We start from the raw sequence: 14,589 nt of genomic DNA, 5'->3' as shown, positions 1-14,589 counted from the left end.
CGATGGCCACTTTCACCCTTCCCAAGAACTCGACCGTCACCGCCGGCAAGACCTACAAGGCCGAAGCCGGCGCGACGAAGGTCAAGACCTTCAAGATCTACCGCTGGGATCCGGATGACGACGCGAACCCGCGGACCGACAACTACGAGATCGATCTCGACAAGTGCGGCCCGATGGTCCTGGACGCCCTCATCAAGATCAAGAACGAGGTCGACAGCACGCTGACCTTCCGGCGTTCCTGCCGCGAGGGCATCTGCGGCTCCTGCGCGATGAACATCGACGGGCTGAACACGCTGGCCTGCCTGAAGCCCATCGACGAGGTGACCGGCGACGTCCGCATCAGCCCGCTGCCGCACATGCCGGTGGTGAAGGACCTGGTGCCGGACCTGAGCCAGGTCTACGCGCAGTACCGCAGCATCGAGCCCTGGCTGCAGGCCGACACGCCGGCCCCGCCGGATGAGGAACGCCGCCAGTCCAAGGAGGAGCGCGCCAAGCTCGACGGCATGTGGGAGTGCATCCTGTGCTTCTGCTGCTCCACATCCTGCCCCAGCTACTGGTGGAACGGCGACCGCTACCTCGGCCCCGCGGTGCTGCTCGCGGCCTATCGCTGGATCGCGGACAGCCGCGACGAGGCGACCGGCAAGCGCCTGGACGATCTCGAGGATCCGTTCCGCCTGTACCGCTGCCATACCATCATGAACTGCACGCGGACCTGCCCGAAGGGGCTAAACCCCGCGGAAGCGATCGGCAAGATCAAGAACCTCATGGTCACGAGGCAGGGTTAGCCCTGCCTCGCTAACGCCCTCAGGCGCCGGCCGCTTTTCGCGGCCGGATAGTCCCGGGGGTGGCTAAGGGGGCCTTGCCCCTTGCCCGACTCCCTGCCCGGGCCCATTCATTCCCCATGCTGCACCTCATCAAGCTCTCCGTCGGCTCGAAGGATGTGGCGGGCCTGCAGGCCTGGCAGGCCGAGCGCGCCATCACGCACGCCCCCCTGCGCCACCGCACCCGCAACCGCCCCAAGCGCCGGGAAGAGATCCTGGGCGGCGGCAGCATCTATTGGGTGATCGGCGGCTTCATCCAGGCGCGGCAGCGCATCGTGGACCTCATGGAGGACACGATGGAGGACGGCACCCCCTGCACCGGCATCGTGCTCGACCCGGTCCTGGTGCCCGTCGCGGCGCGCGCCACCAAGGCCTTCCAGGGCTGGCGCTACCTCGAGCCAGACGCCGCGCCGCCCGACCTCGCGGACCACAGCATGGCGCCGGGCATCGAGGCCCTTCCGCCGCATTTGCGTGCGGCGCTGCGCGAGGCGCGGCTTATCTAGCTCTCGCCAGCACCTTCCGCGCCCGCTCCACCACCGGCAGGTCGATCATCGCGCCCTCGAAGGCGACGGCGCCCAGCCCCTTGGCGATGGCCTCCTCGAAGGCCGTGATCAGCCGCCTCGCCCGGTCCACCTCGGCCGCCGAGGGGCCGTATTCCTCGTTGATGATGGGCACGTGCAGCGGGTGGATGCAGGCCGTGCAGCCGAAGCCCAGCTTGCGCGAGCGCTGCAGCGAGGCGCGGTAACCCTCCAGGTCCGAGAAATCGGCGAAATTCCCGACCGAGCCCATGGGCAGGATCCCCGCCCCGCGCGCCGCGGCTACCACCATCATGCCGAAGACGTACATGGTGTCGGCGCCCGGCACGGCCTCCAGCTCGGTGCAGAGGTCCTCCGTGCCCACGCCGATCGCGGCCATGCGCGGGTCGGCCAGGGCGATGGCGTTCAGCGCCGGCAGCGCGGCCGGCGTCTCCACCACGCCGATGAAGCGCGTGTGGCCGTTCGGGAGCTCCAGCAGCGCCTCGCGGGCCGCCACCACCTCGCTCAGCAGCTTCACATGCTCGGGGCCCATCACCTTGGGCAGCATGAGGATGGAGACCTCCGGCATCACCGCCGCCGCGATGTCGGCGACCGCCATCTCCATGGGCCGGTTGATACGGACGCAGACCTCCGCGCCCGCCTGGTTCACGGTGCGCGCGGCATGGGCCAGCGCATCGCGGGCGGCCTGCTTCTCGCCGGGCGGGATACTGTCCTCGAGGTCGAGGATGATGACGTCGGCGCCGCGCGTATGGGCCTTGGCGACGAAGCGCTCGGCGGTCGCGGGCACGAAGAGCAGGGATCGCCAGTTGGGCGCGGGCATGGGCTTCACTCCTGTGGCGGGCATCTCCGCCTTCGGGTTGCCATCCTAGTCCCGGAGCATCCGCGCGATAGCCCGGGGAGGTCGATCATGCGGGGGATATGCGTGGTGGCGCTGCTGCTGGCGCCCATGGCCGCCTTCGCGCAGAAGGGCGCCCCACGCTCCTGCGCCGCGCCGCTGCGCGCGGGCTGCGAGCGCATGCACGGCTCCTGCCAGCTCGCGTGCCCGCCGCTGTGGAGCACTCGTCCCGGCGCGCCGGCCTTCACGCCCACCAACCGCTCCGCTTGCCTGCAGCGCTGCATGTTCAACCGGCTGAGCTGCATGCAGACCTACGGCTGCTAGGTTCCCTCGAAGGCCGCGCCCGCTTCCAGCATCGCGGCGATGGCCTCTTCGTCGTAGCCCATCTCTTGCAGCACCTCGCGCGTGTGGCGGCCGAGCTGCGGGGCGGGCAGCACCTCCTCCCGCATGCCGCCGCTGAACTTGTTGGCGACGCTGGTGCGGCGGATGCGGCCTTCGGTCGGGTGGTCGTCGAAGTTCCAGAAGCCCACATCCTGCAGATGCGGATCCGCCAGCAGGTCGTCGATGCTGTTGTAGGGCGCAACCGGCACGTCGGCGGCGGTGAAGATCTCGATCCACTCGGCCGTGGTCTTCTCCTTCAGCGCCTCGCAGCGGAGCTCGAAGAACTCGGCCGCATGGTGCGTGCGCGCGATGGGCGAGCAGAAGCGCGGGTCCTCCTTCAGCTCCGGCCGGCCGATCGCGTCCAGGAAGGCGAAGGCCTGCGCGTTGCTGTTGGGATGCGCGGTGATGTAGCCGTCCTTGGTCGGCAGCGGGCGGTAGTAGGGGCTGAGCAGACGGCCATCGCCGGTCGGCCCCTCGGGCGGGTCGAAGGTGGCGGCGCCCAGGTGCTCGCTGGTCACGAAGCTCGCCATGTTCTCGAACATGGGGACCTCGATCGCCTCGCCGATGCCGGTCTTCTCGCGGCGATAGAGCGCGAAGCCGATGCTCTGCGCGGCGATGAGGCCCGTGGTGTGGTCCGTCATCACCATGGGCACGAAGCGCGGCTCGCCCATCGCGCGGTGGAAAGTGCCCGCGACGCCGGAGAGCGACTGGATCACCGGGTCATAGGCCGGCCGGTTGAAGTAGCGGCCGCCCCGCCCGAAGGCGAGGATACTGCAATGAATCAGCCGGGGGTTGATGGCGGAGAGCCCGGCGAAGTCCAGGCCTGCCCGCTCGAGCGCCGCCGGGCGGACATTGCTGACGAAGACATCCGCCTTCGCGATCATCGCCTTCAGCGCGGCAAGCCCCTCGGGCCGCTTGATGTTGAGGCCCACGCTGCGCTTGTTGCGGTTGAAGTTGATGAACTTGCCGCTCATCGCCGGCGTGCGGCTGCCGGCGGCCAGGAACCGCAGGATATCGCCGCCCGGCGCCTCGACCTTGATGACCTCCGCCCCCTGGTCGGCGAGCGTGCGCGTGCAGATCGGCCCCACGACGACCGTGGTGAGGTCCACGACCTTCACGCCATCCAGGGGTCCGCTCATGCGAAATCGAGCTCCATCTGCGCGCAGAGCCTGCCGTCGCGATCCGCGACCCAGGCCTCCATCCGGCCTTCCTTCACGGCGGTGCCGACCAGCGTGACGGTGTCGCCCACATAGATGGGCCGCGTCAGCCGCGCGCCGATCCCGGCCAGGCGATGGGCCGGCGCGTTGCGCACGGCAGCGTCCAGCAGCAGCTGCATGGTCAGCCCGCCATTCTGCACCGTGTTGGGATAGCCCTCCTCGGCGCGGGAGTAGTCGGCATCGTAGTGGATGCGATGCGCGTTCCAGGTGATGGCCGAGTAGCGGAAGACCAGCGTGGGCGGCAGGTGCTTCGTCTCGCTCCAGGCGGCGTCCGTGGGGGCCGCCACGCCCTCGTTAACGGGCGACTTGGTGCCGGGCGGCACGGCCTCGCGATACACCGCGTCGAACTCGTCCACGGCCACCACCTTCCCGCCCACCTCGAAGGTGTTACGCATGGTCAGCACGCAGATGGTGCCGGTGCGGGCCTGCTTGGGCTCGATGGCCGCGACCTCGGCCTTCTTCACCAGCGCGTCGCCCACGCGCAGCTCGCCGGGGATGCGGACGCGGCGGCCCGCGCCCATGCGGCGCGGCAGCGGGATGGGCGGCAGGATCACGCCCTTGTTGGGGTGCCCGTCGGGGCCGATGTCCGATTGCCGCGCGCTCTCGCAGGCGAACATGGAGAACCAGTGCGGCGGCAGCAGCGCCCCCCGCGGATAAGCGTCGGGGTCGAGGTCCAGCATCGCGGCGATTCGCCGCAGCATGCTGGGCGAGACGTCGTCCTCGGTGACGCGCACATGGCCCAGCCAGTCGCGCTTCACCGCTTCGATCGCAGTCGTGAAATCCATGTTCAGTCGGCCACCAGGTTGAGACGTCGGATCAGGGGCCCCCAGCGCTCGGCATCGGCGCGGGTGACGCGGTAGAAATCCTCGGGCGTGTTGCGCGCTGCCGCATCGGCGCCGACGCGGGCATAGCCGGCGCGCACGCGCGGATCCTGCAGCGCGTCGTTGAGCGCGGCGGAGATGCGCTGCACGGCCTCGGGCGGGGTGCCCGTGCGCACGGTCAATCCGAAATAGGCGAGGCCCGTGAACCCCGGAATGCTCTCGCCCACCGTCGGCACGCCGGGCCACTCGTCGCGGCGCTCGGCGCTGGTGATGGCGAGCGGGCGGACGCTTGCGACGTTGCGGACCGTCTCGGCCTCCGGCAGCCCCATGCAGCGCGCGTGGATACGGCCGGAGAGGAGGTCCGTCATGGCCTGGGTGCTCTGGCGATAGGGCACGTGCACCATGTCGAGGCCGAGGTTCGCGCCGATATCTTCCATCAGCAGGTGCGTGCTGGCGCCCACGCCCGCCGAGGCGAAATTGAACTTGCCGGGATTGGCGCGGATCCAGCCCACCAACGCAGGAAAATCCTCGGCCGGGATGGAGCGGTGCACGACCACCGCATGCGCCGTCGAGCAGAACTGGCCGACCGGGAGGAAATCCTTCTCCCAGTCATAGGACAGGTTCCGGTACAGCAGCGCGTTGAGGCCGCTATTCGTCCCCATCGTCGCGATCATCACCGTATAGCCATCGGCCGGCGACCGTACGACCGCCTCAGCCGCGGTGTTCCCCGCCCCGCCCGGCCGGTTGTCCACCAGCACGGGCTGGCCCAGCCGCTGCTGCAGCGCCTCTGCCGTGACGCGGGAGACGATGTCGGTCTGCCCGCCGCCGCCATAGGGCACGACAAGGCGGATCTGCCGGTCGGGATAGGCGGCTTGGGCGAGGCCAGGCGCGGCCAGGGCGAAAGCACCGCCGAGCGCGGCGCGGCGCGGGACGCGGAACGTCATGGGAGGTTTCCTCGGCGTTATATTTGACCGGAACTCTGTGCCGGAACGCCGCCGCCGTCAAAGGCGAAGGAAAACCTCCGTATAAGGACTAAGCGGCTTTCTCGCCGACATCCCACCACATGCCGGCGAAGGCCAGCAGCCCCTCGCGCGCCGGGCCGGGCAGCAGATGCTCGTCCGGGCCGTGCTGCTTGCAGCCATTGTAGCTGTGCGGCACCCAGACCAGCGGCACGTTCAGGTGATCCACGAAGACATCGCCCGGCAGGCCGCCGGACGAGTTCGGGATCACCTGCACCGGCTTGCCGAGCGAGCGCTCCATGCTCTCCCGCGCCCAGACCACCCAGGGGTGCGAGGGCGAGGTGCGCGAGGCCGGCATGCGGATCCCGGCATTCTCGATCTTCACGACCTCCAGCCCATGCACGTCGAGGTGCCGGCGCAGCGCGGCCTCGAAGCCGGCGGGGTCGCTGTCCACCGTGTAGCGGATCTGGCAATGCGCGCGTGCGTCCGGCGCCACGGCGTTCACCGGGTTCTCCGGCCGGCCGCTGATCATCGCCAGGATGATGAGACTGTTCCAGCCGTAGATCTTCTCGGCCGCCGTCAGCCCCGGCTCGCCCCAGCCCTCGTCGATCGTCGCGGCCTCGGCCCCGCCGCCAACCTCGCAACCGGCGAGCACGCCCCGCACATCGGCGGGCACGCCGTTCCGGGGCAGCCAGTCGCGGACGAGAATCTTGCCGTTGCGGTCCATCATCGTGCCAATGGCATGGGCGAGGATCACCGCCGGGTCGGTCGTCAGCCCGCCCCAATGGCCCGAATGCACGCCGCCGTCGCGCAGCTTCACGACCAGGTCGAAATGGAAGGTGCCGCGCGTGCCGGTCGCGATGGTCGGGATCTCCGGCATCACGCGCGGGCCGTCGCTCGCGATCAGCGCATCGGCGGAGAGGGCCTCGGCATTGAGCGCCACGAATTCGCGCAGGCCCCGGCTGCCGCGTTCCTCCGCCATCTCCAGCACCAGCTTCACATTGGCGCCGAGCTTGCCCTCGCGCGCCTTCAGCACGGCCTCTAGCGCCATCAGGTTGATGACGTGCTGGCCCTTGTTGTCCGCCGTGCCGCGGCCGTACCACTTGCCCTCGCGCTCGATGAGCTCCCAGGGCTTGAGGCCGGGGCTCCACTGCTCGTCCAGGCCGCGCACCGTATCGCCATGGCCGTAGAGCAGGATGGTGGGGCGGGCGGGGTCCTCGATGCGCTCGGCGGTCAGGATGGGACCGAAATCGGGCAGCGGGTTGGGATGAATCCGAACCTTGAAGCCCATGCCCTCGACCCAGGGGCGGATCGCCTGGTCGAGGTAGCGATGGAGGTGCTTCTCCATCGTCTCGTCCTGCGCCGTCGAGGGGATGGCGACGAAATCGGCCAGACGCGCCTTCAGCCCGCCGTCATCGAACTTCGCGGCGGCGAGAGCGAGTGCCTGATCCCGGGTTGCCATGTGTAGGACTCCAAACTTTTTCCGGGATGGGAAACTGCCCCAGGGCGGGGCACGCGTCCATGGACGCCGGGATGTAACATGCAGGCCGGCTACAACCCGGGAGCGGGCAGCCCCTCAGCTCGCCATGAGGTCGAAGTCGTAGATCGAAAAACAGCGGATCATCGCGACCTCGTCCACCAGCCCGTTGAAGCCGGTCGCGAAAAGCTGGGAGGTGGGGGCGAAGTGCAGGATGCGATGCCGGCCGTAGTCCCCGAGCTGGGCCACGCGCGGAACCAGGCCGCCATCGGGCAGGTCCACCAGGAAGGCGTTCAGGGTGATGTTGGGCATGCGCCGGTCGAAGAAGCCGATCAGCCGCTCGACCGCCTGCCGCTCATCCCCCTCGTTCGGCGCGATATAGACCAGCAGGCACCGGTGAGGGCCGTGGATCGCCCGGCGGAAGTGATCCACATGGCGGGCGAAGGTCCGGTAGTCCTCGTCGTTCCGCAACGGGTTGTGATGATTGAAGACCGGCGAATAGGCCGGACTCATCATGGAGCCGTAGAGCCGGTGCTGGGTCCGCAGGCCGAGCCGCTCGTCGGCGGGCCGGAAATCCTCGTACTGGGAGCGGTCGAGGAAGGTCGCGAAATCGTCGGCGATGGCGTGCTCTACGACCTCGGCGCTGGAGTGAAGCCAGTCGAAGGGCCCACTGGCTGCCCGCAGCTTCCAGCGGCGGAGAATGGAGGCCGTCGCGCAGGCACGCCCGATGCCGATGACGTGATGGAAGGACTGTACCGCCTGCTGGCTGGGCAGGCGGGTCATCAGGTCGGTATAGGCGCCCTCCCGGGTGCGTGCCTTGTACTCCTCGCTGCCGACGAAGATCCGGAACAGGCCGGGCAGGGCCGCTAGGCCCCCTTGGGCCTGGATGCCCCGCAGGTGGCCCTCCACGCCCTCCGGCTCGCCCGGGCGCTCAAGGATGCCGAGGTAGAGGCTCTCGATAACCCGCCGCATCTGCGCGTCATCGAGCGCCGCGGGCTCCTGAGCCTGATTGAGATCCACGCCGTACCCCTCGAAGGTCACCAAATTGCATCATAACCCATGAAATCCGCGCCGGGAGGGCTCCCCGTCACGGCAGGGCCGGATGCTCCGCGCGCCAGCGCAGCCACGGCGCGATCTGCACGAGGCGGCGGGGGGTGCGGCTGGAGCCCGTCAGCCGCAGCCCGGTCTCCGGCGCGCCCTCGGCCACCGGCAGGGTGAGGTTGAGGTCCAGCACGTCGCGGGGCAGGTCGATCTGGCCCGCGAGGCCGAGCAGCAGCCCCCCCTCCCCGCTCAGCGTCGCCTCGGTGAAGTTCACGCGGCCATTCTCGATCGTGAGCCTCGCCGATCCGCGCTCGACCGGCGTGGCCCCACCGGAGAGCGCCGTGCGGAGCGTGCTTTCCACGTCGCGCGGGTTGGACTGGCCCAGCGCCGCCGCGGCGGCCGCGCTGTCGAGGCCCAGCACCACGCCGTCGCGCAAGGTGACCTGGGCGGTACCCGTAAGCCCGGCGATGACGGATTCAGGCGCATGGCCGCCGCTGCGGAGATCGAGCTCGCCCGAGAGCCGGCCGGAGCCGATATCCACCGGCCGGTCCGTGAGCGGCCCCGTCAGCACGATGTCCGCGAAGCGCCCCGCGAGGGCGAGGCGCGGCTGGTCGGTGCGCTGCCAAGCCAGGCTGCCCTCGACCGTGCCGCCACCCAGCGCCGCCCGGAAATCTTCCAGCTTCACGGCCTGGCCGTCGCCCCGCAGATGGGCCGAAGCCTGCTCCAGCGTCGGCAGCCCCTCTGGCTGCAGGCTCTCGGCGGAGAGTGCAAGGTCGAAGTCCAGCGGCGGCCAGCGCGTCAGCTCGGCGCCGCGCCAGCTGGGCAGCAGCAGGCGTTCAAAGGCGAAGCGCCCGCTGAGCGCGGGGCGCTCGGCGGCCGTGTTGAGGGCCAGCTGCCCCCGGCCGCGCAGGCCGCCGGCCACCAGCTCCAGGCTTTCCGCCGTCCAGCTGCCCCGCCGCCCCGTGATGGGGGCGATAAGCGAGAAGGAGCCCTCTCCGATCCAGGCCGGGGCCTGCCGCTGACCGAGCGTGCCGAACATGCGGGCCGCGCCGGGATGGCGCAGCGTCAGCGTGCTCTGGAAGCGTTCCTGCGGCTGGTCGATGGTGGCCTGGGCCTCCAGCCGGGCCTCGGCGAAGTCGCCCTCCACGCGCAGCGCCAGCGCGTCGAGCGGCCCGCCGCCCGAGGCCCGCAGCCGCACGGGCGTCGCCGCCAGCGCCGGCCGCTCCAGGCCCAGCCGGCTCAGCAGCGGCCCCGCCACGCCCTCGGCCTCCAGGGTCAGGTCGGCGATGCGGTTGTCGGCCACGGTGCCCGAAGCGGCGAGGTCGAGCCCCAGATGCCGGGCCGCGAGGCGGCGCAGCACCACGCGGTTCGCCTCGGCGGCGCCGTCCAGCGCGATGCGTTCCCAGACCGAGCCGCCGAGGTCGAGCCGGCTGATCCCCACGCGCAGCTGCAGGTCGGAGGCCGCCCGCGCCTCGCGCAGCGCGGCCAGGAGGCCGCCGGGCGTCATGTCGAGATCGAGGCTGTCCACGTCCAGCCCCAGCGCCAGGCTCGGCCGCGCCTGCTGCCGCCAGACGAAGCCGCCGGTGACGCGCGTGCCGCCCAGCCGTGCGGTGAGCTCCGTGACCGCGAATTGCGGCCCCTCCCAGGAAAGACGCAGCTGCCCCTCCGAGGCGCCTCGCGGCAGGACGGTGCGGAAGGGCACGCCCAGCAGCTCGGCCAGCAGCTCTGGGCGCGCGGAGCGCCAGCGCAGGCCGATATCCAGCCGCGGCCCGGCGCTGGCGCCGGACAGCTCCACATTCGTCTCGCCCGGCAGTTCCGCCGAGACGTCGCCGAGCGTGAGGCGGTCGGCCTGCAGGAAGACCGAGGCGCGGAGTTTGCGCAGCTGCATCGCGCCCAGGACCGCGCCCTCGGCGGTGAGGTCGATCGAGACGGGGAAGGCCTGCGGCCCCGCGCCGCGCAGCGCCAGGAGCCAGGGCTCCACCTCGACGCGCGGCGCCGTCAGCGAGAGATCGAAGCGCGGATCGACCCCCAGGCGGAGCTGGGCGGAGCCGCGCACGGTCTGGCCGCCAACCTCCAGCGCCAGCCGGGTCGCGTTCAGCTGCTCGGCGCCGGCGGCCAGCTGCGCAGTGGCGCGGAAGGCGCCGGGCGGTGCCGGCAGCAGGGCCGCGAGGTCGGGGCCGGCGATCTCCAGGCGGCCCTCGAAGCCGCCCTCGCTCAGCAGCACGCCCCGCGCCTGAAGGTTCAGCCCGCCTTGCATGGCCGTGACGTCGAGCGGCGCGACGCCGTCATCCCCCGCGCGGCCCAGCGTGGCCTGGAAGCGGACGGGCCGGCCGCGCCAGTTCATGGCGCCCTCGGCAGTCAGCGCCTCGGAATAGGCGCCGGCCGTGAGATGCGCGTTGACGCCCTCGACCACCGCGCCGCCGATCTCGATGCGGCTGTCCTCAAGCCGGGCATCCAGCCCGGTGAGCCAGGGCAAGGGCGTGAGGCCGGGCAGCGAACCGGGCGGCCAGGGCAGCTTGATCTCGGCGCCGACGAGCGCGAGCTCCCGCACCTCCAGCCGTCCCAGCAGCAGGGCGCCGAGGTCGAGGCGCAGGCGCAGGCCGCGCGCCGACATCCGGATGCCGTCGGAGGTGGGGCCGATGACGACCCGCGACGCCTCCAGCCGCGCCTGGGGCAGCAGCAGCAGGTTGACCGGCCCCTCCAGCGAGACGGGTCGCCCCAGGCGCTGGGAGGCGATGGCCGCCAGCGCCTCCCGATGCTTGTCCCAGTCGAGCCAGCGCGGCAGCGCGTAGGCGGCTGCCGCGGCAAAGGCGAGCAGGCCCAGCAGGAGGGCGAGGAGCCCTCCGCGCGCGACGAAGCCGCGGCTCAAGCCGCTCCCCAGCCGCCGCCGCCCGGCGTCTGGACGACGAGGATGTCGCCCGCCGCTAGGTCGGCCTTGCCGGCATTGCCGGGGATGACGTCGCGCTTGCCGTCCACGCGGTCCACCCACTGGCGGCCCGGCTCGCCATTCGCCCCGCCATGCAGCCCGTGCGGCGCGACGTTGCGGCGCGATGCCACGACCACGGCCTGCATGGGCCGCAGGAAGCGGATGCGCCGCGTCGTGCCGTCGCCGCCCCGCCAGCGCCCCGCGCCGCCCGAGCCGCGCCGGATCGAAAATTCCTCGAGCCGCACCGGGTACCGCATCTCCAGGATCTCCGGATCGGTCATGCGGGTGTTGGTCATGTGCGTCTGCACGGCGCTGGTCCCGTCGAAGCCGGGGCCGGCGCCGGTGCCGCCGCAGATCGTCTCGTAATACTGGTAGGTCGCGTCGCCGAAGAGCGAATTGTTCATCGTGGACTGCGCGGCGGCGCAGGCGTCGAGCGCGGCGAGCAGCGCGTTGCACGTCACCTGGCTGACTTCGGTATTGCCCGCCACCACGGCGCGGCCGGGCGTGGGGCTCAGGAAGCTCGCGGGCGGGACCACGATCTCCAGCGGCTTCAGGCAGCCGTCGTTGAGCGGGATGTCCTCGCCCACCAGGCTGCGGAAGCAGTAGAGCACGACGGCGCGGCAGACCGCCGCCGGCGCGTTGAAGTTGTCCGGCCGCTCGGGCCCCGTGCCGGTGAAGTCGATCACGGCCTTGCGGTTCGCCTGGTCCACCCGCACCGAGACGACGAGCGGCGTGCCGTCATCCGTCACCGTCTCGAAACGGCCATCCTTCAGCGTGGAGAGCACGCGGCGCACGCTCTCCTCCGCATTGTCCATGACGTGGCGCATATAGGCGCGTACCACGTCGAGGCCGAATTCGCGCACGGCCCGGCGGAGCTCCTGCACGCCCGTCTCGTTGGCGGCGATCTGCGCCTTCACGTCGGCTACGTTCACGTCCGGGCTGCGCGCGGGATAGCGCGCGGAACCGAGAAGTTCGCGGAACTCCTTCTCGCGGAAATGGCCGGCATCGACGAGCAGGAAGTCATCGATCACCACGCCCTCCTCCTCCAGCGTGGAGGAGCCGGGCGGGGTGGAGCCGGGAGTGAGGCCGCCGATATCGGCATGATGCCCGCGCGAGCCGACGAAGAAGAGGATCTCCTTACCGGCCTCGTCGAAGACCGGCGTGATCACCGTCACGTCCGGCAGGTGCGTGCCGCCATTATAGGGGTTGTTGAGCGCCACCACGTCGCCGGGCCGCAGCGTGGTGCCGCGCTGGCGGATGACGGTGCGCACGCTCTCGCCCATCGCGCCCAGATGCACGGGCACGTGCGGCGCATTCGCCACCAGCTGGCCCGTGGCGTCGAAGATGGCGCAGGAGAAGTCCAGCCGCTCCTTGATGTTCACGCTGAGACTGGTGTTCTGCAGCACCGTGCCCGTCTGCTCGGCGATGGACATGAAGAGGCTGTTGAACAGCTCCAGCATCACCGGGTCCACGCGGCCCTCGGCGGCGAGGCGGGCGGCGGCGCGGGCCTCGATCCGGTGCAGGACGAGGTGGTCCAGCGGCGTCACCCGCGCTTCCCAGCCGGGCTCCACCACCGTGGTCGCGATGGCCTCGCGGATCAGGGCGGGGCCGCGGATGGCGTCGCCGGCGCGCAGTGCCTCGCGGTCATGTACCGGCGCATCATGCGCAGCGCCCTGCGCGAAGAGCGTGACGCGGTCGAGCAGCGGGATCGCCTCGTGGGAGGCGCGCTCCGCGAGCTTGTCCTCCTGCACGGCCTCGCCGGGCATGGTGACCTCGGCGAGCGCGGCCTCGACCACCACCTCGCGCTCGGGCGTCGCGAAGCCGAAGCGCGCGCGATGGGCCTCGGTGAACTCGCGCAGCACGTCGCGATAGGCGCCGAAGGCAACGGGCAGGAAGGAATCCGTGCCGGCATAGCGCAGGTGCAAGCGATGCGCGGCCTGGAGGCGCGCGGGATCGGCGCCCTGGCGCGCGAGCTCCTGGCGGCCCTCATCCTCCAGCTCGGCCAGCCGCGCCTCAAGCGCCGCGATGGCATCCACCTCAAGCGGCTTCTCGATGGCGGCCTGACGGATCACCGACTGGTCGGCGAGGCCCATGCCATAGGCGCTGAGCACGCCAGCGAAGGGGTGGATGAACACCGTCTCCATGCCCAGCTCGTCGGCCACGAGGCAGGCATGCTGCCCACCCGCGCCGCCGAAGCACGCCAGCGCGTATTTCGTGACGTCATAGCCCCGCTGCAGGCTCACCTGCTTGATGGCATGCGCCATGTTGGAGACGGCGATGCGCAGGAAGCCCTCCGCGACCTCCTCGGGCGAGGGCCTCGTATCCGTCGTGGCCGCGATCTCGGCGGCCAGCGCGGCGAACTTCTCGCGCACGATCCCGGCGTCGAGCGGCTGGTCGCCATTGGGGCCGAAGATCGCGGGGAAGTGCTTGGGCTGGATCTTGCCGACCATGACGTTCGCGTCGGTCACCGTCAGCGGCCCGCCACGGCGGTAGCAGGCCGGGCCCGGCACCGCGCCCGCGCTCTCGGGCCCGACGCGGTAGCGCGCGCCGTCGAACTTCAGGATGGAGCCGCCCCCGGCCGCGACCGTGTTGATCGCCATCATCGGCGCGCGCATCCGCACGCCCGCCACCACCGTCTCGAAGGCACGCTCGAAGGCGCCGGCATAGAGCGCGACGTCCGTGGAGGTGCCCCCCATGTCGAAGCCGATGATGCGGTCGTAGCCCGCCATGGCCGCGGTGCGCGCCGCGCCCACGATGCCGCCGGCCGGGCCGGAGAGGATGGCGTCCTTGCCCTGGAAGCTGCTGGCCTCCGCCAAGCCGCCCGAGGACTGCATGAAGTAGAGGCGCGTGTTGCCGCCCAGCTCGCCCGCCACCTGCTGCACGTAGCGGCCGAGGATGGGCGAAAGGTAGGCGTCGACCACCGTAGTGTCGCCGCGCGGCACGATGCGCGGCAGCGGGCTCGCCTGGTGCGAGAGACTGATCTGCGGGAAGCCGATCTCCTTCGCGATCTCGCCGACGCGCTTCTCATGCTCCGGATGCGCCCAGGCGTGCATCAGCACGACGGCGACGGCGCGGATACCTTCGTCATAGCCGGCCTGCAGCGCCGCCCGCGCGGCGGCCTCGTCGAGGGGCTCGATCTCGGTGCCGTCCACGGCCACGCGGCCGCCGATCTCCACCACGCGCTCGTGCAGCAGCTCGGGCAGCTTCACGTTCAGATCGAAGAGGCGGGGGCGGGCCTGGTTGCCGATGCGCAGCATGTCGGCGAAGCCGTGCGGGACCAGCAGCAGCACACGCTCGCCCTTGCGCTCGAGCAGGGCGTTGGTGGCGACGGTGGTGCCCATCTTCACCGCCTCGACCATCCCCTCGGGCAGGGGGGCGCCGGCCGGCAGGCCCAGGATCTGGCGGATGCCTGCCACGGCCGCATCCTTGTACCGCTCCGGGTTCTCGGAAAGCAGCTTGGCCGTCGAGAGCGAACCATCGGGGTGGCGGGCGACGATGTCGGTGAAGGTACCGCCGCGGTCGATCCAGAATTGCCACTTACCCAGGTTCATCCCAACACTCCTCGATCCCGCTTC

11 protein-coding genes are annotated in these 14,589 nt (G+C 70.9%); 3 read left to right on the top strand and 8 right to left on the bottom strand.

Annotated elements, in window-relative coordinates:
* Positions 1–2 precede the first annotated feature (2 nt).
* Positions 3–785: a succinate dehydrogenase iron-sulfur subunit gene (locus WJM96_RS06295; RefSeq protein WP_424811580.1), complete on the top strand. Its 783-nt coding sequence runs from the start codon at positions 3–5 to the stop codon at positions 783–785.
* 116 nt (positions 786–901) lie between these two features.
* The gene (locus WJM96_RS06290) at positions 902–1,324 is read left to right on the top strand and encodes a DUF1489 family protein (RefSeq protein WP_424811579.1); all 423 of its coding nucleotides are present in this window, start codon (positions 902–904) and stop codon (positions 1,322–1,324) included.
* Here the strand turns inward: WJM96_RS06290 and WJM96_RS06285 are convergent.
* Positions 1,317–2,201, bottom strand: coding sequence for an HpcH/HpaI aldolase/citrate lyase family protein (locus tag WJM96_RS06285; protein ID WP_424811578.1), 885 nt, complete (start codon positions 2,199–2,201; stop codon positions 1,317–1,319). The two genes, WJM96_RS06290 and WJM96_RS06285, sit on opposite strands and share 8 nt — an antisense overlap.
* Before the next feature lie 63 nt (positions 2,202–2,264).
* On the opposite strand from WJM96_RS06285, the gene WJM96_RS06280 reads away from it, so the two are divergent.
* Positions 2,265–2,516, top strand: coding sequence for a hypothetical protein (locus tag WJM96_RS06280; RefSeq protein WP_424811577.1), 252 nt, complete (start codon positions 2,265–2,267; stop codon positions 2,514–2,516).
* Here WJM96_RS06280 and WJM96_RS06275 read toward each other — a convergent pair.
* The 7 genes from WJM96_RS06275 to WJM96_RS06245 all read right to left on the bottom strand — a co-directional run bounded on the left by WJM96_RS06275 (position 2,513) and on the right by WJM96_RS06245 (position 14,565).
* Complete coding sequence (locus WJM96_RS06275; RefSeq protein WP_424811576.1) at positions 2,513–3,712, bottom strand: CaiB/BaiF CoA transferase family protein; 1,200 nt, start codon at positions 3,710–3,712, stop codon at positions 2,513–2,515. The genes WJM96_RS06280 and WJM96_RS06275 overlap by 4 nt on opposite strands.
* Positions 3,709–4,575, bottom strand: coding sequence for an FAS1-like dehydratase domain-containing protein (locus WJM96_RS06270; protein WP_424811575.1), 867 nt, complete (start codon positions 4,573–4,575; stop codon positions 3,709–3,711). The genes WJM96_RS06275 and WJM96_RS06270 overlap by 4 nt, the downstream gene beginning before the upstream one ends.
* Positions 4,576–4,577: 2 nt before the next feature.
* Positions 4,578–5,555 (bottom strand): Bug family tripartite tricarboxylate transporter substrate binding protein, encoded by a 978-nt coding sequence (locus tag WJM96_RS06265; RefSeq protein WP_424811574.1) that lies wholly within the window; start codon positions 5,553–5,555, stop codon positions 4,578–4,580.
* An 88-nt stretch (positions 5,556–5,643) separates the two neighbouring features.
* Positions 5,644–7,032 carry a M20/M25/M40 family metallo-hydrolase gene (locus WJM96_RS06260; RefSeq protein WP_424811573.1) on the bottom strand — a complete coding sequence of 463 codons (1,389 nt, stop codon included), beginning with the start codon at positions 7,030–7,032 and terminating at the stop codon, positions 5,644–5,646.
* Between the two features lie 114 nt (positions 7,033–7,146).
* On the bottom strand, positions 7,147–8,088 hold the full coding sequence (locus tag WJM96_RS06255) for a DUF1796 family putative cysteine peptidase (protein ID WP_424811572.1): 942 nt from the start codon (positions 8,086–8,088) through the stop codon (positions 7,147–7,149).
* A gap of 46 nt (positions 8,089–8,134) precedes the next feature.
* Complete coding sequence (locus WJM96_RS06250; RefSeq protein ID WP_424811571.1) at positions 8,135–10,957, bottom strand: AsmA family protein; 2,823 nt, start codon at positions 10,955–10,957, stop codon at positions 8,135–8,137.
* Positions 10,954–14,565, bottom strand: a complete 3,612-nt coding sequence (locus WJM96_RS06245) for a hydantoinase B/oxoprolinase family protein (RefSeq protein WP_424811570.1) — start codon at positions 14,563–14,565, stop codon at positions 10,954–10,956. Before WJM96_RS06245 ends, WJM96_RS06250 begins: the two co-directional genes overlap by 4 nt.
* Positions 14,566–14,589 lie beyond the last annotated feature (24 nt).

The organism is Roseococcus sp. YIM B11640, assembly GCF_049727625.1.
Lineage (GTDB): Bacteria > Pseudomonadota > Alphaproteobacteria > Acetobacterales > Acetobacteraceae > Roseococcus.
Note: the sequence above shows the minus strand (reverse complement) of the source record. Positions and strands in the feature narration are given on the sequence as shown.